Origin of the sequence: Lutispora thermophila DSM 19022 (assembly GCF_900142105.1) — a bacterium.
In the GTDB taxonomy this organism is placed as follows: Bacteria; Bacillota; Clostridia; order Lutisporales; family Lutisporaceae; genus Lutispora; species Lutispora thermophila.
In genome coordinates this window covers 214,394-235,434 of record NZ_FQZS01000003.1, presented here as the reverse complement: position 1 = coordinate 235,434, position 21,041 = coordinate 214,394, and the positions used below count along the sequence as shown (strand labels likewise).

The following is a 21,041-nucleotide window of genomic DNA, read 5'->3' as shown; positions in this document are numbered from 1 at the left end:
GCGATAATCAATGCAATACATAGTTTACGTTTAAACCATTTAAATATTTAATAAAATTATCCCTTTCAATGCCTTCCATGGGAGTAGGTTTTCCATTTACTATAGTCCCTGGAACAACATGAATATCTAAAACATTCCCTTCTTGGTCAACTCTAACATTAGCCATTATGGTTTTATTGCTTATATCCATCTTAGATGTGGTAAATATGAAATTTCCCAAACTGTAGAAAATAGGCTTATCTTTGTATATCTCAATCCCTTGAACTACATGAGGATGATGTCCCATGACTATGTCTGCTCCTGCATCAATCATACTATGTCCTATGTACCTTTCCTCATCCCTTATGGTTGTAGTACCTTCTTGACCCCAATGAACAGATACCACCAGCACATGGCAATTTTCCCTCATTTCCTGGATGGTTCTTACAACCTCCTGTTCATGGACTTTGTATGCACCAATAATACCTGGTTTATTTTTTCCCGCATACCAATCCACAACAGGAACAACTTTTGTAAAAGCTAGAAAACCGACCTTTATTCCATTCTTTTCAATTATAGTCCCCTTCTCAGCTTCCTCTCTGTTCCTGCCTCCTCCGGCATAGAGAATCTCGTACTTTTCCAAGTTATCCAATGTATCTAGGAATGCTTCTATGCCAAAATCCAATACATGGTTGTTGGCAATACTTACAGCATGGAAATTGCTTTCTTTTAATACCTTCAATACTTCCGGTCTGCCTCTGAAGGTATATTGCTTATCCTTCATAGGCTCACCTCTGTAAGATATGGATGTTTCCAAGTTGCCCAAAACTATATCGCTCTCTCTCATTAAAGGCCCATATCCCTCCAGGACATAGCCGTCTCCATATTTCTTCATGTAGGAATCTACAGTTCCATAAAAAAGCATATCTCCGACCATAGATATTGTAATTGAGTTTATCTCATCAGGCTCCTCAACCTTTGTCTCTTCTAATTGTAAAACCTCCCCATGGTCAACTTCCGTAAAACCTGTACATGAAACTAATATAATAATAAACATTAATAGGTATAAGGCCATCAGCAACCTTTTCACAAAACCACTCCTGCTAATCATCATCTTCCTTTCTAAAATCCACCTCTATAACCTTACTGTGGTCTACATTCATACCTGAAACCTTCTCAGCATATTCCTCTAACTCGGATTTAATAGCATTCCAGATAAACAATAATACAGCTGCATCATCCAATATGCCAACACCTATTAATACATCAGGCACAATATCCATGGGGAATATGAGATAGAGAAAACCTGCGAGAATTAATAATTTCTTAAAAACAGAAACTTCTCTATCTCCTATATATCTTATGAGCAACTTGATTTTGTTCATAGTGGAAAACTCCTTTATCAGGCTCCAAACTTAGAGAGTTTCATAGCATTGGCAAGCAGATAATTAATCAGATACTTGCTCTGGAACATGCCAAGGCTTCCCTTGTTGCAGTTCTTTTCTGTAAATCTGTCTGCATCATCAAAACCGCAATATTCAGAATGTATCATTACAGGCACTGGATGCCAGCTATGCCCTTTAATAGGTACTGGCGTTGAATGATCTCCTGTTATGCACAACACATTAGGCTTTTTCTCCAACAAAATTGGAAGAGCCTTGTCTACCGCTTCAATGGTCTTTACCTTTTCTTTGAAGTTTCCATCCTCTCCGAAGCTATCTGTATATTTTATATGTATAAATAGAAAATCATATTTGGAACAGTTTTCGGAATATACTCTAAATGCATCTTCCGGTGTATTCCCCGCATCTAAGACATTCATGCCCACAAACTTTGATAGTCCTCTATACATTGGATAATGGGCTATACAAACAGGGTTAAGTCCAAATCTATCTTGCATCCTTGGAATCCTAGGCTTAGCCGAAAATCCTCTCATCAAAAGTGAGTTTGCGGGTTTGAGATCCCTGATTACCTCGCGGGCTTGACGATAGAATTTATTTGCAATTTCTGCGGTAAACTTAGCCTGTTCATTAAGAGGTTCAACGGCTAACGGTTCTTTACCCTCCATCAGTGGATCAGAATCGGTAAGCTTATCGCATAGGTTCTCTCCCCTGAACATAACTACAAATCTATGCTGCATGCCAGGTTTTATAATTATTTCAACCCCATCTATGGACTTAATGTTTTCGCTAAGTATCGAACATATTTCCTGACATTTCTCTGTAGAAATTCTTCCTGCTCTTCTATCGGTTATAACACCATTTTCATCGGCTGTAGCAAAGTTGCACCTTGCTGCCACATCTCCATCTTTTATATCCATATCCATACCTGCAGCTTCGAGCATTCCTCTGCCGATCTCATATTTTATGGGGTCATAACCAAACAGTCCCAAATGCCCCGGACCACTTCCCGGAGTAACACCCGGCAATACGGGAATATGTCTTCCAAGAGCAGATTCTTTGGCCAATCTATCCATATTTGGTGTTATGGCATACTCTAACGGAGTCTTCCATCCAAATTCCTTGTTTGGAATATCTCCTAAACCATCCATAACAAGCAATACTATATTTGCATTATTAGTTTGAACCAATTTCTCAATCAATTCTTCATTAATATCCATGAGCAACCCCTTCTTTCATATTGTTGTTGCCTATATTATAACAATATACTATCTAATTTTGTACATTAGTCGTAAAAATTATTCTTATCTGAACATATTGATAACTATTGTAGTCAATCCTGTATGTTCAGCCAATATCTTGAAACCTATGAGAACAAGTATTAATCCTCCTGCAATCTCCGCTTTTTTCTTATATATACAACCGAATTTGTTTCCAAGATAAACACCTATATAGCAAATCATAAATGTTATGAGTCCTATTATTATAGCTGAACTGAATATGGAAGTACTCAGAAAAGCAAAGCTTACCCCTACCGCCAGAGCATCGATGCTTGTTGCTATAGCCAACATAAGCAAAACCTTATTGTCCAATGGGTCTGAAACATACTCACACTCTTCATCCATAGACTCTTTAAGCATTTTAATACCTATAAACCCTAGAAGTATAAATGCTATCCAGTGATCATATTTTTCAATATATTCCTTGAATCCTATTCCTAGAGCCCAACCTATCAAAGGCATTATAGCCTGAAATACACCCATGAACAAAGCTACCTTTGCCCCGTTTTGTGGCTTAAGATTCTTAATGGATATACCACTGCTCAGAGATACAGCAAAAGCATCCATCGACAGTCCGATTGCAATCATTACAATTGTTATAATTCCCATTATTATCCCCTTCCATATTTCTATCAGCATAAGAGACAACATATACGATAAGAGTTTATATTTATCGTACAGGAAAGTATATTTATTTCCAACATAACAAAAACTTATGTGCAGCAACAACTGCACATAAGTCTCATTGTTTAAGGTATGCCAGATGTTTCCATCAGTATGTTGACATTACCCCGCAATCTTTGCGGCAACTACTCCCTTATGCGACATATTATTTTATTTATTGTCCTTTGATATATTTTAAACAAAATACTGCACATAGTCAACAGGCTTTGCTATATATTCATTTTAGAGCTATTTGTTCAATGATTGTTGATATTTAACCCACGTTGGATTAATATATAATGTAATAGTTTTAATTTCCAAGGAGGCTTTTTTATGAATTTCAAAGATTTTTTGGTTAATCTTCAATCAATAAGAGATTACGAAGATTCAAATGTTGAGAACTTTATCCTGGGTGATATTAGAGCATATCTGAACGAAATAAATACTGCCGTAGGCAGAGAAAAGGGATTTTCACTGTTTCTATTTGAAAATGGTCAAGAAGTATTCAATAAACTGGAAGGCGTAGGCGGATATAGCGGAGTAATGATCAAAAGTCCACATTACATAGGATTGAAACTGTACAACGATAATCAAGAAACTGAATTTTTAGGCGCATATTTCATGCAGTCAGTAGTAAAAAAGCTATTTGAAATGGAATTGGGAAGTTGCTGGGTAAACATAAGAAATGTATCTCATGCCATAAAATCAGAATTATTGAATGATGAAAAAGGAAACATAAATTATATACTTGCTTTTGGCAAAGCAGATGAAAAAGCATTAAAGCAAAAATCCCCATCCTTATATGTCCAAAACACTTCTACAAGCCCCTATGGTTACAAAATAATCGAAGATAAGGGCGTCGATAATGCAAGGCTTGCAGTTAGTGAAATAGTATATATAAATGAATGGGGAAATGAAGTATCCTTCGATGAACTTGAAAGCAGAGGTATTGGAGATATATTCTTTTTTGTAAGAAATGCTCCCTCCTATAAGAATATGCAGCCTTGCCGCTTTATCTTGAGGGACGGTGAGGCATATTTGGCTATAGTCAACCCAGAAAACATAGAAAATTATGTAGATGCAGGCATTATGATGTATACAACAGAAGGTTTGGCCAAAGATTTAGGCATCCCTGCGAAATGGTGCTTCATTGGAGATAAGGATGAAAGCAAAGAGTATAAAATTGTAGCCAGAATAGAACTATAAGAAAGGCTTTTAACGGAAAGTACAAATTAAGGAAATTTATATTTCCCTAAACATTATAAAAAAAGCGGGATTATACCCGCTTTTTCTTTCTGAGATACTCCAAAAATAATAGCCCCAACGGTGTATCTCTCCATCCTAATATCCTGTGTAATCCTTTTTATAGATAATCATTCTGAAAGTGTCAGAGTTCTCTTCTTCAGGAATATAATACTTGTCTTCTCTCATTCCACAGGCCCAGCAGCAGTATTCTGCCCTCACATTTCCTTGTTTTATAACCATCTTAACGGAATCTAGATTCAAATCCTCAAAACAGTGTTTCACTGCAACCCTAAGGGCATCCTTTCCATAACCCTTCCCAATATATATCTTTTGTCCTATAAGCATATCGATATTTGCAGTATTGTCATCAGCTATCTCAATTGTCAATTTTCCTATGGTTACATGGTCTTCCGTGTTGATAGTATAAGCTTTAATGTTTTTATCATGACTGCATATAATTTTTTTTAATGACTTCACTTCTTCGGATAAGCATTTATGATAATATTGAGTTATGAGAGGGTCACATGCCCACGTATGCATCATTTTCAAATCTTCTTCCACCATCTGCGTCAGGGTTGATTTCTGACCTTTTATAGTAGTAATCACAACAATAAGCCTCCATATCATAATAATTATTGGAATAAATACAGCATAGAACAGTCATGAAAGTATCCTCAATGTTAATATACTCTAAATGATACTCAATTTCAACCAACTCAATTGCTGTATGTTCCATTAAATTATTACAATAGGCCTAAATATCTTTTCCCCTTTTCAATATCCTCCAAAACCCTTTCCGGAGATGGTCCTCCTATAGTGCTTCTTCTTATTACACAGTTCTCCATTTTTATATACTGGTAAACATCTGCTTCAAAGCTGGAGTTAAATGTCTTGAATTCTTTCAGACTTAAATCCTCCAGTGTTTTTTTATTCTTAATACAATAGTTTACCATATTGCCCACAACCTCATGGGCATCTCTGAAAGCAACACCTTTTCCTACCAGATAATCTGCTGCATCAGTGGCATTTAGAAAACCTTCCTTTAACTTTTCAGCTATCCTTTCCTTGTTGTAAACTATTGTATCAAACATGGGAATAAACACATTTATACAGCCTTTAACAGTATCCGCAGCATCAAAGGCTGCTTCCTTATCCTCCTGCATATCTTTATTATATGCCATGGGTAGAGCTTTCAAAATGGTCAGAATAGTCATCAAATCACCATATACTCTCCCTGTCTTTCCTCTTATGAGTTCTGCCACATCAGGGTTTTTCTTCTGAGGCATAATACTGCTGCCTGTCGCCATGGAATCATCCATTTCAATATATCCAAACTCATGACTGTTCCAAAGCACAAGCTCTTCACAAAATCTGCTCAGATGCATCATGATTATAGAGCAACAACTTATGAACTCTATAGCAAAATCTCTATCAGATACTGCATCCATTGAATTTTCACTTATGCTTTCAAAGTTCAGCTCCCTTGCTACCATCTCCCTGTCCAAGTCATATGTTGTACCTGCCAAGGCCCCGCTTCCCAAGGGCATTATATCTGTCCGCTTATAACAATCGCAGAATCTTTCCATGTCACGACAGAACATATGAAAGTATGCCATAATATGATGACCTAAAGTTATTGGCTGGGCTTTCTGCATATGAGTATAACCTGCAATAATTATATCCAGATTTTCTTCAGCCTTTTTCAGCAACAACCCGCACAGCTTTCTAATCAAGTGAATAATTTCATCCATTTCATCTTTGAGATACATCCTGAAGTCCAACGCCACCTGATCATTTCTGCTTCTTCCTGTATGAAGCTTCTTGCCTGCATCCCCAATCTTCTGTATAAGAAGGCTTTCGATATTCATGTGAATATCCTCAGCCTCCTCTTTAAACTCAATCTTCCCTGATTCTATATCCTCCAGTATTTCCAATAAACCATCAATGATCAACCTGGCATCTTCCCGAGGGATTATGCCTTTGTCTCCAAGCATTCTTGCGTGGGCAACGCTCCCCCTTATATCCTGTTTGTACATTCTCCAGTCAAACCTGATGGAGTTTTGAAAAGCATCTACCAATTGGCTTGTGTTTTTCTCAAATCTTCCACCCCATAACTTCATATTACCTTCTTGCTCTGTATTTGGAGCATTTCCTCCATATTTTTCTTCTTCATCAATGCTTTTACTGTTATGGGCAAACCAAAAAGATTTATGAATCCCTCTGCATCCTTCTGATTGTAAACATCATCCTCCCCAAAAGTTGCAAAATCTCTGTTGTATAAGGAATAAGGTGATTTTGAACCCACATTGGTGCAGGAACCTTTATATAACTTCAGCTTAACTACTCCTGTAACACATTCCTGAGTAAAATCTACAAAGGCATCCAATGCTTCTCTTAGTGGAGTAAACCATAATCCATCATAAACCAGTTGAGCATACTTCTGTGCCACTATTTCTTTAAACTGCATTGTGTTTCTATCCAATGTCAAGTATTCCAATTCTTTGTGGGCCGTATAAAGCAAAGTCCCTCCGGGAGTCTCATAAACTCCTCTGGATTTCATTCCAACAAGCCTGTTTTCAACTATGTCAGAAATTCCGATACCATTTTCTCCACCGATCTTATTTAGCTTTTCCAATAAGGATACAGGATCATAGTATATACCGTTTAATGACACAGGAACTCCTTTCTCAAAGCCGATTTCTATATATACAGGCCTGTCAGGGGCCTTTTCAGGTGGTATAGTCATCATATACATATCTGTAGAATGCTCATTCCATGTATCTTCCAGATCTCCTCCCTCATGGCTCAAATGCCAGATGTTCTTATCCATACTGTAAGGCTTATCTTTTGTAACCGGTACAGGTATTCCTCTTTTCTCAGCATATTCTATTGCATCTTCTCTGGATTTTATATCCCAAATTCTCCAGGGAGCTATTATTTTCATTTCAGGTCTCATGGATTTAATTGAAAGCTCAAAACGAACCTGATCATTACCTTTACCGGTACATCCATGAGCTATATAATTCGCCTCTTCCTTTTCAGCTACATCAACAAGTTTTTTTGCTATAAGAGGTCTTGCAAAAGATGTACCTAAGAGATATTTCCCTTCATAAACCGCTCCTGCCTTTAACGTAGGAAAAATATATTTTTCTATAAACTCTTTTTTCGCATCTTCAAAATAAACCTTTGATGCACCGCTTTTTATAGCCTTTTCTTTCACAACTTTAGGATCATCCCCTTGACCTACATCCACACAACAGGCTATAACATCCAAATCATAATTCTCCTTTAACCATGGTATGATAACAGAAGTATCCAGTCCTCCAGAATAAGCCAGCACCACTTTTTCTTTCAACAATTTCATAATATCTACACCTCACCTAAAATATTAATAATAATTATAATAATCTAAGTATAATTATGCAATATTAAATTATAAATTTGAAGAAAATTTTATATATATACATTTTATCTAATGTCTAATCCAATCAATCCTCATTTTTATGTGATTATATTCATGTTTACTCAATTTGGCTTATTAATAAATATAGCATATATATTAATTCTAATATTCCATTCGATACTAATTTTCGTATACTTATAAATTAACAATACTTATCTCTTGACAAATTCTATTATTTATAATATTCTGTTGAATATACAATATTTTTCCGGAGGCATATTATGGTTGTGATTACAAAAATATTGAAAGAGCATGGTTTTAAAGTTACACCTCAAAGATTGGCTGTATATAATGTACTAAAAAACACCAAGGAGCATCCTGGTGCAGAAGCAATATACAATCAGCTCCTTCCGATGTACCCTACCATGAGTTTGGCTACAGTATACAAGTCTCTGGAAGTTTTTAAATCCATTGGGCTCATTCAGGAGCTGGATCTTGGAGAAGGAAGTTCCAGATACGATGCCAACACTAAGCAGCATCCTCATATTCACTGCTTAAAATGCGGAAGGGTAGACGATGTTGATGACGTCATGATAGATGACTTACTAGACAAGGTTAAGTCAAAAACCGGTTATAACCTGGTAAAGCAGCAGCTTTATTTTTATGGTTATTGCCCAAAATGCCAACAAGCACATTAGAACCAAAAACCAGTCGGATTTTCTCGAATCCAACTGGTTTTTTGAATCCATTTTTATTTATACAAAGCAATTTCTATTGAAGTAATGATTGATCTACGGCAATCCTAATTGCCTTTAAAAACTTATTGATTACATAAGATGATCTCTCCATGTCTTCCGAACTCATGATTTCCTGAGTTCTTATTATCTTATCAATAATTTCTGCAGTTTGCTTTTCCAATTCTTTGTTCTCTGCTAAATATTCTTGTGGAAACTCCAAAATCCTTATTTCGGTTATTTTATTCTTTTTAATGGTGACTTCTACTTGAATATTTCCCTTATCCGTCTTTTCGTTGCCTATGTACTTTCCATCCTTATATTGAAGATATATGAAGCTATTGGATGAAGCCGTAGGTTCTTCCCTATTTTTAAATAAGTATGTTATTCCAACAATAGCTAGTATAAGTACAACAAGAATCAATGCATAAATCATAAGTCTTTTTCTTGTCAATAATATGATTTTATGTTTAATAAAAACCCCTCCCATCTAACTCTATCTCTTATATAAAGTTATTATGGAAGGGCATATTATATGCATTATTTTAAATTAAAATATAAACCTCGGTATTGTTTAAAATGTTCCTTAACGGAAACACATATTTTATGCTATGGAATTAGTCCATTTGCCACAGCGATCTCCCCACATGGCCATTGCTTTTCCATTCATCTCAACCTTTATTACTTCGCAGGAGTTATCACAGCCACCACATATAAAACTGGTTGGAGTGAAATCCAGATCTGTACATTCAAAACCTCTAAAGTTTGTGGTTCTGCCGGTCCTTTCAATATACTCCTTAGCCAGAATTGCAGCTCCTATGGCTCCCATAACGCCATGATTCTTTGGAACAATAACTTCATGGTTTAATTCTCTTTCAAAGGCTGCTACTATACCTTTATTGGCAGCAACTCCCCCCTGAAAAACATAAGGTGGTTCCAGTTTCTTTCCTCTGCCAAGATTATTTATGTAGTTTCTTACTAAAGCCTCGCATAAGCCGTTGATTATCTCAGCCTTTGAAAAACCATACTGCTGCTTGGCTATCATATCCGACTCTGCAAATACTGTACAGCGCCCTGCAATACGCACATTTTTCTTGGCTGTAAGGGCCAGATCTCCAAATTCCTCAATGGGGATGCCTAATCTTTCTGCCTGATGCTCCAAGAAAGAACCTGTTCCCGCAGCACATACTGTATTCATGGCAAAATCCGTTACCATTCCGTCCTTCAGAAAAATAATCTTGGAGTCCTGTCCTCCTATTTCGAATATGGTTCTTGTTCCCGGTACAAGAGTAATGGTAGCTGTAGCATGGGCTGTTATCTCATTCTTTATGACATCTGCTCCTACCATAATGCCTGTCAGTTGTCTTCCGCTTCCTGTAGTTCCTACCCCAAGAACTTCAATATCACCTTTGAATTCTTCTTTCAAATTTCTTAACCCTTTTCTTGCAGCTTCTATAGGCTGTCCATTTGTTCTCAGATATTGGGTCGAAAGTATATTTCCCTCTACATCTAAAGCAACTATATCGGTACTGACTGAACCTACATCAATACCTATAAATACCTTATCCATATGCTTCCTCCATTATGCAGTTTTTGTCCTTTTATTATTTCTTATAAGGTCTATGAAGGCTTCCAACCTGGTTAACGTATTAGCAGTTCCTGTTTGTTCATCAATGGACAATGTTAATACAGGTATATTATGTTCCTTGCCTATGGTTGGTATTATGCTTTGGCTAACCAGCTCAGGCAAGCAGGCAAAAGGCATCAAATGTATCACTCCGTCGAAACCTCTTTCAGCGTAATCAACTATATGTCCTACAGTCTGTTTAGCATGTCCTCCTATAATTTCCTCTATATATTTTTCACCCTTTTTCAAAATGTACAACTCATGTTCTTTGCGGGCAGCCCCAGGCATAATATTATAATCTATCCATTCAGAAAGATATTGGGACCGCTCCACTTCTGCACCTAAGTTTCCTAGTGTTTCTTCAATCCTTAGGTTAATGGACTGTTCCATTACCACATAAATTTCGCCTACAATGCCTATTCTTATCTTTTCTTCTTCAGGAACCTCTACCAGCTTTATCTCATCAAGGAGCTTATGGCTTTTCATTTCTGTCATTTCAACATCCTTTATGGTCTTCACGTCATGGTCAAACCATTCTTTGATGGTTTTCCATGCTTTTGTGCACTCACCTTTATGGACTTCATAAGCCCTCATCTTTTCAATTCGCTTTTCAATCCTGTCAAGGGCTTTGGCCATAGCATACACTACATTTATAGCCTTCCATACAGTTATCCAGGATTTACCGTTTTTTACCTTCAACACCCTTTTAATTGTTCCCATTTTATCTCTTTTATAAGCATCAAATACTATAATATCTACATCATATCCTAAATTTTTTAATATTTTTTTATGGGTTTCTCCATAAAAACCTGCTCTGCATGGACCATGGCCACCAGACGTAACTATGGTTTCAGCTCCCATTTCCACAGCTTCTATGTAGCTCCCCAAAACAACTTTAAGAGGAAAACAAGCAAATTCCGGGCTATACTTGACACCAAGGTCAATGGTTCTTTGAGTTGGTTCAGGAGGCTCAATGACTTCATGACCTAAAAGCTCAAGAAGCTTCTTATATATTACTGTGGTTCCCATATAGGGAAAAGCTACTTTCATTTACTCTGCCTCCTTTAAGGACTTTACCTTTTTTCTTTGAATCATATCAACAAAGGCTTCTATACGAGTCAAAAGATGGTTCTCTCCTGTATGCTCGTCTACTCTTATGGTCATAAAAGGCTTACCGTATTCAATAGAATCTATCTCCATCAGTTTGCCAATCAATGAATCAGGGCCACAGCCAAAGGCTGTAACATGGATTACACCATCAATATTCTTATCCTTAAGAAATTTATATCCAGCAGCGAGGAGTTTATTTGAAAAGGTCCAAAAGAGCCTTTTCTTCATAAAATCCAACTCCCTGTCCAACATTTCCTCATCCATCATCTCAAAGGTTAGCACTCTAACCCCCATATCCTTCAACTTGTCTACTATCCCCATGCTTACAAATTCGTCATAGACATCATAGACATAGCCCATCAAACCTATTGTAATTGTGCAATCTTCCTGCTTTTCCGGTTCTTTGCCCGTCATTACATAATCCATTGCTTCTGCAATCGTATGACCTTCTTTAGATTTATTCCTGAATTTCTTCCAGACTTCCCTTCCTTCTTTCAATGCTTCCTTAATCTGTTTATGTGATACTCCCAAAGCTTCTCCTAGTTCAAGGTATAATGCATCATCAGATATATCATCGGACAAGGATGAAATCTTCGGATACAGAACTTTTCCCTGAGCGCCTGGAAGGCTATGTCTTACCATATCAGGAAGGCCCATGAATTTCGGGCAAAAAAATTCACCTTTCCTAATGCTCATCATCCTGGGTATAAACACATAATCCACACCTGAATCCAAAAGTTCCAGAACATGACCATTTAATATCTTTATAGGTACACATATTTCGGGCACCGAAGCCTTTATTCCCTTATCTATAAGCTCTTTAGTGGTGTTTCCCGAAGTGACTACCTCACATCCCAATTCTTCAAAAAATGTTTTCCATAGAGGATAGTAATAATAAAACAAAAGTGCTCTTGGGATACCTACTTTCAAAGTGCTAAACCCCCTTAAATACATTGCCAATGCATATCAGCTATCAACATTTAATTCTATACTTCAGCTAAAAAAACTACAAATATTAATTAGGGGGTATTTCAGGCAAAAAATAACAGTGTTTTCTCATTAAACTAAAAGGTGTTTTAAAAGCTTTAGATATTGAGCTGTAGCTTAATTAATCTAATAATATTCAATTTCAAAATGCACTAATTACTGATTATCGCCCTTATTTGTCCTCCAACCCTGACACCCAATAATGAACAAACTACGGCTGAAAGCAAATCTGTGGGCACAAAAATCAATGCGCCTGTCCAAATTGCCTTTGATATTGTAATTGATTTGCCAATATAAAAATTGAGCATTAGATACATATAGGATACACCTATGGTGTAAACCACCAGCAAGCCCAAGACCATTGCACCAAAAATTCCTGCAAATCTTATATCCTTCATCCCTTCTACCGCTTTACCTATAATATATGCCGCAGCGATAAAACCTAAAAGATATCCAAAAGTAGGAGATACTACGTAACCTATGCCTCCTCCTTTAGCAAAAACAGGAAGACCAATCAACCCAAGTATAATATAGACGGCCATGCTTATAGCACCTAGCTTTGCTCCTAGCAGCATTCCTGATAAAGCAACAAACATCCATTGCAATGTAAAAGGCACTATTGGTGATGGTATGGTAATCTTAGAACCAATTGTGATCAATGCCACAAAAAGAGACACCATGGTTATTTCTTTTGTTGTAAGTTTCATGTTAATCATCCTTTCTATTGTTAACCTTAAATATTTGTTTGGTTTACAATATAAGGATAAGATTTAATTTTTATGTTGTCAATACTTATTTTTGAGTTTCTCCACCTCCATACCGATGATGGATAATCCTTTCCATATTTCATCAATATTAGTAGCAGCAAAGCTCATCCTCATATAGCACTGGCCTTTCTCATCATTGAAATAAAAGGTTCCCGGTGAAAATATAACCTTTTTATCCCTGCAATTTTCATAAAGTTCCTGAGAACTTATTCCATCAGGCAGGTTGACCCATAGATTTAAACCTCCTCCTGGCTCAAAAAAGCTGGCTCCTCTTATGGTCTTCTTTATTGCTCTGACCATCTCCAAATACCTTACACTAAATTCTTTTCTCAAAAACTTTATATGCTTTTCCAATATGCCCTTCTGTATATACTTGCACAATATTCTCTGCATGAGTCCAGAAGTTGAAATATCTGAAGCTATCTTGGCATCGGCGGCTTTCCTCCTTATATCTTCCGGTATTACCATGTAAGCTAAACGAAAACCTGGCATGAATATTTTTGAAAAGCTTTTGAGATAAATCACCCGATCATTATTATCATAGGCTTTTATGGGAAGTAATTTTTGATCTGTATAGTTCAAATCTCCTGAATAATCATCCTCCAAAATTCTAAAATCATATTTTTTAGCCAGAAGAAGCATGTATCTTTTCTTTCTATCAGAATATATGCTTCCAGTGGGATTATGGAAATTAGGCATAGCATAAAATAAAACCGGCTTATATATTCTTACCAGTTTCTCCAATTCCTTTATACCCGGTCCGTCTTTCTGAAGAGGTACTTCCACCAGCTTGGCTCCCCTGGATTTAAAAGCAGCTATGGCTCCGCTATAGGTAGGCTGTTCAACAAATACACAATCGCCGCTTTTTACCAGAGCCTTTGCCATGATGTCTATTCCCTGCTGAGCTCCTGATACCACATATATATCTTCAGATTTGCAATTTATTCCGTAATTTGCTGCATAATCAACCAATGCATCTCTTAACGGTCTATAGCCTACGCTTTTCTGATACATGAAAGCCCTTGCACCATCTTCCTCTAAAACTTCGTTCATCACCTGTCGAAAATCCTTCACCGAAAACAGCTTAGGATCAGGAGCCGATATGGAGAAATCAATATATTCATCATCGTACTCATTCTCCATGTCCAATTCACCGGGTTCGAAATACATAGGCTGTTCCCTATTTAAAAGAAAATCTTCTCCCTTGGATATAACAAATGTCCCGCTTCCTTGTCTTTTATATACATATCTGTCCTTTTCCAGCATATTATATGCTGTAACCACTGTTACAGAGTTTACTCCCAATGCCTTGGATAAGGCCCTTATGGAAGGCAATTTGCTTTCTCCTTTTAATGCTCCGCTGGCTATTAAATCCCTAATTTGCTCATATATCTGAAAATATACAGGTTCCTGCACATTTTTATCTATTTTCAAATCTAAAATCATGCTTCCACCCTCTCAGTAGGATACTATATTAATCTCATCCCGACTTTAATTCCATTATAACTGTATCGATACAATTTTATCATAAATGAAAAATCTTTTATATAATTTCTGTATGCTGAATTGCAACAAAAAAACAGCATTATTCTTCAATGCTGTTTTCAAAGTCCTTTATTTCTTTTGGTTTTATTGGTCTCTGCAACACCATAATACCCATGATAACCATAATACCGCCAATAATCTGTGGCATAGTCATTCTTTCTCCAAGAATAAATGTACTGGCCAACACAGTGACTATGGGCTCTATACTGCTCACAATTGCCGCATTAGAAGTCCCTATTCTCTTTATGCCTTCAAACAAGAACAGTATGGCTACAACTGTAGAAAAAAACGCCATAATAAATCCATAAATGAAAACTATGTAATTTATTCTTACAAAGGAACTGGTTATAAATCCAAAAATAATCGTAACAATAGCACAGGATGATACAACATATGTTGTTGCAACAATCGGATCTACACCGGTTACTATCCTTCCGCTTGCTATAATATATCCTGCATATAAAAACGCAGCCAAAACAGCCAAAAGTACTCCTTTTATATGAATATTGCCAATGCTAAAACCTACTATTAGTACAAGTCCTAGCAGCGACAATGACAAAGCAATGGCTTTGTTGGTGTTTATCTCTTCTTTGAAGATAAAGAAGGATAAAACGCATACAATTATGGGATTTGAATAAAAGAGCAAAGCTACAAAAGGAGCAGAAATATAATCCAATGCAGAAAAATAGCCAGCTGTAGCCGATATATACCCAAAAACTCCTAACGCAAACAATTGAATTATTTTTAATTTTCCAAGCTTATATTGCTTATGCCTTAAAAGAACAATAATCCATAAAATTGCTGCTGCAGATAAAAACCTCACAGATATCAACGTAACCCCATTGCCTCCATTTCTATAGGCCAGTGAGGCGAATACAGGTAAAAAACCAAAGCAGGCAGCAGATATGCCTGTTAATATAACCCCTGTCTTTTTATCCATTTTAAACCCCTGAAAAAAATATTTACCTATGCCATAGTTTTTATCTATATAATAATATTTTTAATCACTCAATTTCATGAATTGATAAAGTCCTAGTATGGAGAGTATGACTCCATTCCTTATTATTCTTCATTATTATTCCCTGTATGGATATTGGAATCCAAGTGAGACAGTACAAGGCATATGTGGGATAGTACAAGAACAGCTTATAATTGAACTTGCCATCTAAATGCAATCCTATGGGTATCAGCAAAAATTGCAACACTCCAAATGCTTTGAAGAAATTAGGGAAAAATCTGCTGGTAATTATAAGCATCTCATTATCAAATACAAAAGTGTTTAGTGCAGGTATTAGCAACGTCATTCCAACCATTATTATCATATAAGGTTGAAGAGTATAAATAGCACAATCAAATAAGGCAAAATTCTTTTCTTTTATTGACTTCACAAGAAGCTTGATAAAATACCTGGAACATACATCTGCAAAGCCCTGCATCCATCTTCTCCTTTGTCTCCAGGATTGGGCCATGGTGAGAGGTTTTTCGTCATAAACCACAGCATTATGAGCCCATCCAACTCGTATACCGTTAAGCATAAGCTTCATTGTAAATTCTAGATCTTCTACCAGACAGGTAGCTTCCCAGCCTATTCTTTTCAATATATCTACATCTACACAGAATCCCGTACCTCCTATTTGGCAGCTTAGACCTAAATATTCCCTTGCACACTGAAACAACCTGTTAGATGACCAGAATGCAATGGAATAGCTGGTGGTAATCCAGGAATCTTCAGGATTTTTACTGTCTATGTAACCCTGAAGAACCTTATGCCCATCACATAGCTTGTTATTCATTTCTTTTAGAAAATCCCTTGATACCAGATTATCAGCATCGAACACCACCACAGCATCGTAATCCGCATCTTTTCTATATAATACTTCTCTGAAAGCCCATTGAAGAGCGTAACCTTTTCCTTTTTTTTCTTCATTATACCTTACCAATACATTGGCTCCGCCTTCTTCAGCTATTTTGGCGGTGTTATCACTACAATTATCAGCTATGACAAATACATCATAGTACTCCTTGGGATAATTTAAATGCCCTAGGTTTTCTACTATATTTCCTATTACATTTTCCTCATTGTGAGCAGGTATAAATATGGCAAACTTCTTTAAAGGCAAGTAATTTTTTGAAGGTTTCTTGCTGAACTTCTCCGCAATACCATATATAGAAGTTGAAAAGTAATAGAATCCATATAATAGAGCTAAAATCTGCACTATGACTAACATAAAATGCAGTATGTCTTTAATCATTTGTAAGCAAGCCTCCTATTTTGTCTTTTTAACCAGCTAATATCATAGCACTTTGCTAAGAAGTATTAAACTTCGGAATAAAATGCTATTATATAGTTCCGGTTTATTTGACGTATTTATGGCTGTTTTTTCTTCTTTTTTGTAGCCGCTCTGGTCCTCTCTCAGTAATTATCACTTTATCTTCCTTTTCACTCTCAATATATTATTCCACTTTTTTGGATATTTAATATCTGGATACAATCAACTTATAAGAAAAATATGGCAAACTGCATTAAAACTAATATATTTTATTGAAAAAATGTCCCGAAATACCCTTTCCATTTCGTTATATATTATGAACAGGAATCAAAACACTACATTTTTTATTATTAACAGTGATTATATTGCTATTGTTCATTATAGTAATTAGACGTACTTATTATCTATAAGTTCTTGATTTGGAGGTAAAGTTATGAAAAAAAGCTTAATTTTACAATGATAGGCATTTTGATTTTTACTTTCATTTTAATAGCTAACCCAGTCAGCAACCATGAAATAATGCCTCTGAGTATATCCCAGATATTAGAATTAGCACAAATTATGAAAGATTACATTAGCTCGGATAATAAAGAAGTTGTTGCCAAAGCTAACGATATAAAATATACAAGGATGAAGTTGAAATTTATAGGAAACTTTATAACATAGACGGAGCAATTAAAGATTCAGATAATTATATTGAAGTCATCAAAAGAAGAGCTAAAATAAAAATATTATATGAAATTGGCAAAGATGAGGGATTAGGTATTTCCGTTGAGAAAGCTAAAGCTCTGTATTTAAAAGAAAAAGAAATATTTGATAAAAACTGGATAAAGAAGGAAAAACTTTCATTAAAGAATATATTAAAGCATTAGGCTTAACAGAAGACCAATACTGGGCAGATTTTCGCCCTGATCAGATTCAACTGTACTACACTATTGAAATTTAAAAATAACTTTATCAAAGAAGGTGTAGATAGAAGTGTTTTTTCGTCTTATACCATGGACTATAAAAATGCCAGAAAGCTGCAACAAAAATTTTTATAAAAATATTAAAACAAGTGTCCCAAAACGCCCCCTTCATTTCGTTATATAGGTGAAAGTCAAATGGGGTGATTCCATTGATTTAGAATTATTTGAATATATATGAGTAATAAACTTGAGGAGGTATTACCTATGAGAAAAAGTTTAATATTACTTATGCTTACAATGACGATTTCATTTTTATCGAGCGCTGCTATCTTTGCTGATGAAACAGAATCAACTTCCGCTATACAAGAAATTGTGCCTAATATAGCAATTTCATCAGATATAATTTCCCCCGATTATATGTTTGACACTGTTATAGATAGAATAGTCACTAAATATAAAGTTTGGAAGATATCAGGTGAGCGTGACATTATATCAAGCAAAACATATTACAAAGAGCTTAGATTTCAAAATAACTATGAACTTGATTATATTGAAACCTACGCTATGGATGAAGCAGAAACAGAGTTTTATAGAATAGAGAACTGGTATGAAGTTTATCATTATATAACTTGGTAACTGAAACAGTTAATGTTCATAAAATAAAATAATGACGGGATAACACAATGTTATAGCGTAAATATTGTGTTATTCTATTATTTCTGGAGGAACATATGAAAAAAATACATTCTTACATTTTTATCTCTTTTTCATTTATTATTATAATTTCGTCTATTATCTTTTCCGTATATAGTATAATGACTCATATTGCTAATTACACCTTTAAAAATGAATATTATATTAGTACCTTAATTTACCAGAACTATAAAAACATTAAGCATATATCAATTGGCAAACAGAAAGCGTACAAAAACTCCATTTACACTGTCTATAGCTTTAAAGATAGAAGGCTACAAAATCCCATCTTGAATCAATATAATACTGGAATCTGTAGCATTATATCTAATAAAAAGGTTCAAAGCATAGGAAATAATGCTTTCACAACATATGAAAGTAAAGATGATGAAGAGTATGTTATTAGAGCAAAGAATGCTTTCACTCAGATTGGCTTTTATGATAGCAACACAGATCGTTGTGTTATAGGCGGACGTGTTTTTGATAAAAGGATTAAAAAGATTGAAATTCAATTCATAAATGGAGAAGTAAAGCAACCTCCAATAAATGAAGAAGGCTATTTTATATTAATATATGATCAAGATAAATTTTTAAAAGAAAAAGGTAGCTTCTATATATATACAGATGTTATCAGCAGTATCACTTCATATGACATAAATGATAAACCATTAAGAGCCATCAAATATAAACACAATATAAAGTAGTTCTTACCCTGATAGAAAAAAATTGTTAAGAAAAAAGGCTGCTCATATTAGAAAAGGTACTCACAACAAACAGCTATAGAGCAAAATTATATAGCTCAACAAAACAAGTGTCCCATAACACCCACTCCATTTCGTTATATAGGTAAAAGGCAAATGGAGGTGATTCCATTGGTATAGCGAAAATTACACATAAGAAAATTATATAAAATATATAAAGGGAGGTTTTTCAAATGAAAAAAGTAATTAGCATTTTACTATCAGTTATAATTGTTATGTCATCGTTTGGGATTGCATTTGCAGAGGAGATAGCTCCAACAGCTATAGTTCTTAATGAAAATGGCATAGAAGCTGCTTCTATAGTAGAACCTGGAGAATTGCAATTTCTGGGATTAGGCTATATCACAGGCAATGGAGTTCGTTTGAGAAGTGGTCCTGGTACTAATTATCCATCTTTAGGTTCCTTGTATAAGTATGATGATGTTGCAGTTTATAATGATACGACAAGAAATACACCTTTCCTTTATGTTTACGTAGAATCCGGACAAAATGAGGGAAAGGAAGGTTGGGTTCATGAAAACTATATATCTATAACAAATCCAGCTAGAATTTTAGACGATAAATAATTAATAACAGTTAAGAGAGGGTAGGTCATATATGCTTATTAAAAGAAACAAAATATTTATATGGTGTAGTATAAGCATTGCCATTATTTCCGCAGTTATCGGCTTTACATATGCTACATCCATCACTAATGCAGATACAGAATCTAGTATAATAAATTACGATTTAGAAAGTAAAAGTAAATATCAAGCTATTGTTGATAATGAAGTTGAACTTATACCAAAAGACTCTATTGAGTCCATACTCTTTATGGATATAAATACTGGTGAAATCTTAGCTGGTTATGGTGACGTTTATAAGGAGTTTGAGCCGGGTTCAATATTTAAAATATTAACATTTGCAATGTCTCTAAAAGAAAACTCCGTTAAACCTAAAGATATGTATGATTGTAAAGGGCGTCTAAATGTTGACGGGAAAATATTTTATTGCTGGAACTTTAAAGGACATGGAAAACAGACCTTATTACAGGGAATCGAATCTAAATGTAATATTGCAGCAATAGAAGCAGCATTAAAAATTGGAAAAGAAAAATTCTACGAAAACTTGGAGCTATTTGGGCTAAGAAACCATGATTCTGGTATAGAATTAAATAATCTAAATCTTGCTGCTGCCTCTATAGGTAAAGGATTTACTATTACACCATTACAGACAGCTTCTTCTATATCTGCTTTATTGAATGAAGGAACATTGTACAAACCCTTTGTTGATGAAAGCTTAAAGAATATAGTAAAGATTAAAATTAATAATAATAAACAACTTGCCTTAAAGCAAGTTGCATCAAAAGATGTAACCAATGCCATTGTGTCTGCTCTGAAGGATATATCTATTGACGGTAAAATAAGCGGAATTGGTGGGGTTAGTGATATGACATCAGATAAAAAATATATTACCTCATATGTTGCAACTAACATAGAAGATGATCCTAAAATAGTTGGTGTCATTGTTATGAATGTAGAATTTAAAGATAAAGACTTAGCAGAAGAAACCATGAGAAATATTATGCTAAAATGCCTTGAAGATAATCCTAATGACTCCAATTAAGCATTCACTGTAATTAGCCCTTTATGATAACCAGACAAACACGGTATTAAAGCTATAATTACCA

Annotated in this window: 21 protein-coding genes; 6 read left to right on the top strand and 15 right to left on the bottom strand. The window is 35.3% G+C overall.

The genetic code is table 11. The features are described from left to right. Positions 1-7 precede the first annotated feature (7 nt). The 4 genes from BUB48_RS01175 to BUB48_RS01160 all read right to left on the bottom strand — a co-directional run bounded on the left by BUB48_RS01175 (position 8) and on the right by BUB48_RS01160 (position 3,268). A complete protein-coding gene (locus BUB48_RS01175; protein WP_175548319.1) occupies positions 8-1,069 on the bottom strand; it encodes a CapA family protein in 1,062 nt (353 codons plus the stop codon). A gap of 13 nt (positions 1,070-1,082) precedes the next feature. Then, positions 1,083-1,364 (bottom strand): YkvA family protein, encoded by a 282-nt coding sequence (locus BUB48_RS01170; RefSeq protein ID WP_073023636.1) that lies wholly within the window; start codon positions 1,362-1,364, stop codon positions 1,083-1,085. A gap of 17 nt (positions 1,365-1,381) precedes the next feature. After that, on the bottom strand, positions 1,382-2,599 hold the full coding sequence (locus tag BUB48_RS01165; protein ID WP_073023634.1) for a 2,3-bisphosphoglycerate-independent phosphoglycerate mutase: 1,218 nt from the start codon (positions 2,597-2,599) through the stop codon (positions 1,382-1,384). 84 nt (positions 2,600-2,683) lie between these two features. Next, positions 2,684-3,268, bottom strand: a complete 585-nt coding sequence (locus tag BUB48_RS01160) for a manganese efflux pump MntP (RefSeq protein ID WP_073023632.1) — start codon at positions 3,266-3,268, stop codon at positions 2,684-2,686. Positions 3,269-3,655: 387 nt separating this feature from the next. Here BUB48_RS01160 and BUB48_RS01155 point away from each other — a divergent pair, with 387 nt between their 5' ends. Continuing rightward, positions 3,656-4,528: a nitroreductase family protein gene (locus BUB48_RS01155; RefSeq protein ID WP_073023630.1), complete on the top strand. Its 873-nt coding sequence runs from the start codon at positions 3,656-3,658 to the stop codon at positions 4,526-4,528. Between the two features lie 135 nt (positions 4,529-4,663). Here the strand turns inward: BUB48_RS01155 and BUB48_RS01150 are convergent, their stop codons facing one another. The 3 genes from BUB48_RS01150 to BUB48_RS01140 all read right to left on the bottom strand — a co-directional run bounded on the left by BUB48_RS01150 (position 4,664) and on the right by BUB48_RS01140 (position 7,925). Next, positions 4,664-5,173 carry a GNAT family N-acetyltransferase gene (locus BUB48_RS01150; protein WP_073023628.1) on the bottom strand — a complete coding sequence of 170 codons (510 nt, stop codon included), beginning with the start codon at positions 5,171-5,173 and terminating at the stop codon, positions 4,664-4,666. A 137-nt stretch (positions 5,174-5,310) separates the two neighbouring features. Further along, entirely contained in the window at positions 5,311-6,687 is a 1,377-nt protein-coding gene (gene argH / locus BUB48_RS01145) for an argininosuccinate lyase (RefSeq protein WP_073023626.1), read from the bottom strand. Next, on the bottom strand, positions 6,684-7,925 hold the full coding sequence (locus BUB48_RS01140) for an argininosuccinate synthase (RefSeq protein ID WP_073024032.1): 1,242 nt from the start codon (positions 7,923-7,925) through the stop codon (positions 6,684-6,686). The genes argH and BUB48_RS01140 overlap by 4 nt, the downstream gene beginning before the upstream one ends. A 326-nt stretch (positions 7,926-8,251) precedes the next feature. On the opposite strand from BUB48_RS01140, the gene BUB48_RS01135 reads away from it, so the two are divergent. After that, positions 8,252-8,668 (top strand): transcriptional regulator PerR, encoded by a 417-nt coding sequence (locus tag BUB48_RS01135; protein WP_073023624.1) that lies wholly within the window; start codon positions 8,252-8,254, stop codon positions 8,666-8,668. Between the two features lie 73 nt (positions 8,669-8,741). Here BUB48_RS01135 and BUB48_RS01130 read toward each other — a convergent pair whose 3' ends face one another. The 8 genes from BUB48_RS01130 to BUB48_RS01095 all read right to left on the bottom strand — a co-directional run bounded on the left by BUB48_RS01130 (position 8,742) and on the right by BUB48_RS01095 (position 16,992). After that, positions 8,742-9,194 carry an FMN-binding protein gene (locus tag BUB48_RS01130; RefSeq protein ID WP_073023622.1) on the bottom strand — a complete coding sequence of 151 codons (453 nt, stop codon included), beginning with the start codon at positions 9,192-9,194 and terminating at the stop codon, positions 8,742-8,744. A gap of 114 nt (positions 9,195-9,308) precedes the next feature. Beyond that, positions 9,309-10,274: an acyl-CoA dehydratase activase gene (locus BUB48_RS01125; protein WP_073023620.1), complete on the bottom strand. Its 966-nt coding sequence runs from the start codon at positions 10,272-10,274 to the stop codon at positions 9,309-9,311. A 12-nt stretch (positions 10,275-10,286) separates the two neighbouring features. Further along, positions 10,287-11,381 carry a 2-hydroxyacyl-CoA dehydratase gene (locus BUB48_RS01120; RefSeq protein ID WP_073023618.1) on the bottom strand — a complete coding sequence of 365 codons (1,095 nt, stop codon included), beginning with the start codon at positions 11,379-11,381 and terminating at the stop codon, positions 10,287-10,289. Next, positions 11,382-12,371 carry an acyl-CoA dehydratase activase-related protein gene (locus tag BUB48_RS01115; RefSeq protein WP_073023617.1) on the bottom strand — a complete coding sequence of 330 codons (990 nt, stop codon included), beginning with the start codon at positions 12,369-12,371 and terminating at the stop codon, positions 11,382-11,384. A 209-nt stretch (positions 12,372-12,580) separates the two neighbouring features. Next, entirely contained in the window at positions 12,581-13,135 is a 555-nt protein-coding gene (locus BUB48_RS01110; RefSeq protein ID WP_073023616.1) for a biotin transporter BioY, read from the bottom strand. Positions 13,136-13,213: 78 nt separating this feature from the next. Continuing rightward, positions 13,214-14,641 carry a MocR-like pyridoxine biosynthesis transcription factor PdxR gene (pdxR, locus tag BUB48_RS01105; RefSeq protein ID WP_073023615.1) on the bottom strand — a complete coding sequence of 476 codons (1,428 nt, stop codon included), beginning with the start codon at positions 14,639-14,641 and terminating at the stop codon, positions 13,214-13,216. A 139-nt stretch (positions 14,642-14,780) separates the two neighbouring features. Further along, positions 14,781-15,680 carry a DMT family transporter gene (locus tag BUB48_RS01100; RefSeq protein ID WP_073023614.1) on the bottom strand — a complete coding sequence of 300 codons (900 nt, stop codon included), beginning with the start codon at positions 15,678-15,680 and terminating at the stop codon, positions 14,781-14,783. 64 nt (positions 15,681-15,744) lie between these two features. Beyond that, entirely contained in the window at positions 15,745-16,992 is a 1,248-nt protein-coding gene (locus tag BUB48_RS01095) for a glycosyltransferase family 2 protein (RefSeq protein WP_073023613.1), read from the bottom strand. Positions 16,993-18,182: 1,190 nt separating this feature from the next. On the opposite strand from BUB48_RS01095, the gene BUB48_RS01085 reads away from it, so the two are divergent. The 4 genes from BUB48_RS01085 (at position 18,183) to BUB48_RS01070 (ending at position 20,977) form a co-directional block, all read left to right on the top strand. Further along, a complete protein-coding gene (locus BUB48_RS01085) occupies positions 18,183-18,554 on the top strand; it encodes a hypothetical protein (RefSeq protein ID WP_073023611.1) in 372 nt (123 codons plus the stop codon). Between the two features lie 95 nt (positions 18,555-18,649). Further along, complete coding sequence (locus BUB48_RS01080) at positions 18,650-19,315, top strand: hypothetical protein (protein WP_073023610.1); 666 nt, start codon at positions 18,650-18,652, stop codon at positions 19,313-19,315. Positions 19,316-19,545: 230 nt separating this feature from the next. Next, positions 19,546-19,938, top strand: coding sequence for an SH3 domain-containing protein (locus BUB48_RS01075; protein WP_073023608.1), 393 nt, complete (start codon positions 19,546-19,548; stop codon positions 19,936-19,938). Between the two features lie 31 nt (positions 19,939-19,969). After that, a complete protein-coding gene (locus tag BUB48_RS01070) occupies positions 19,970-20,977 on the top strand; it encodes a penicillin-binding transpeptidase domain-containing protein (protein ID WP_073023606.1) in 1,008 nt (335 codons plus the stop codon). Positions 20,978-21,041 lie beyond the last annotated feature (64 nt).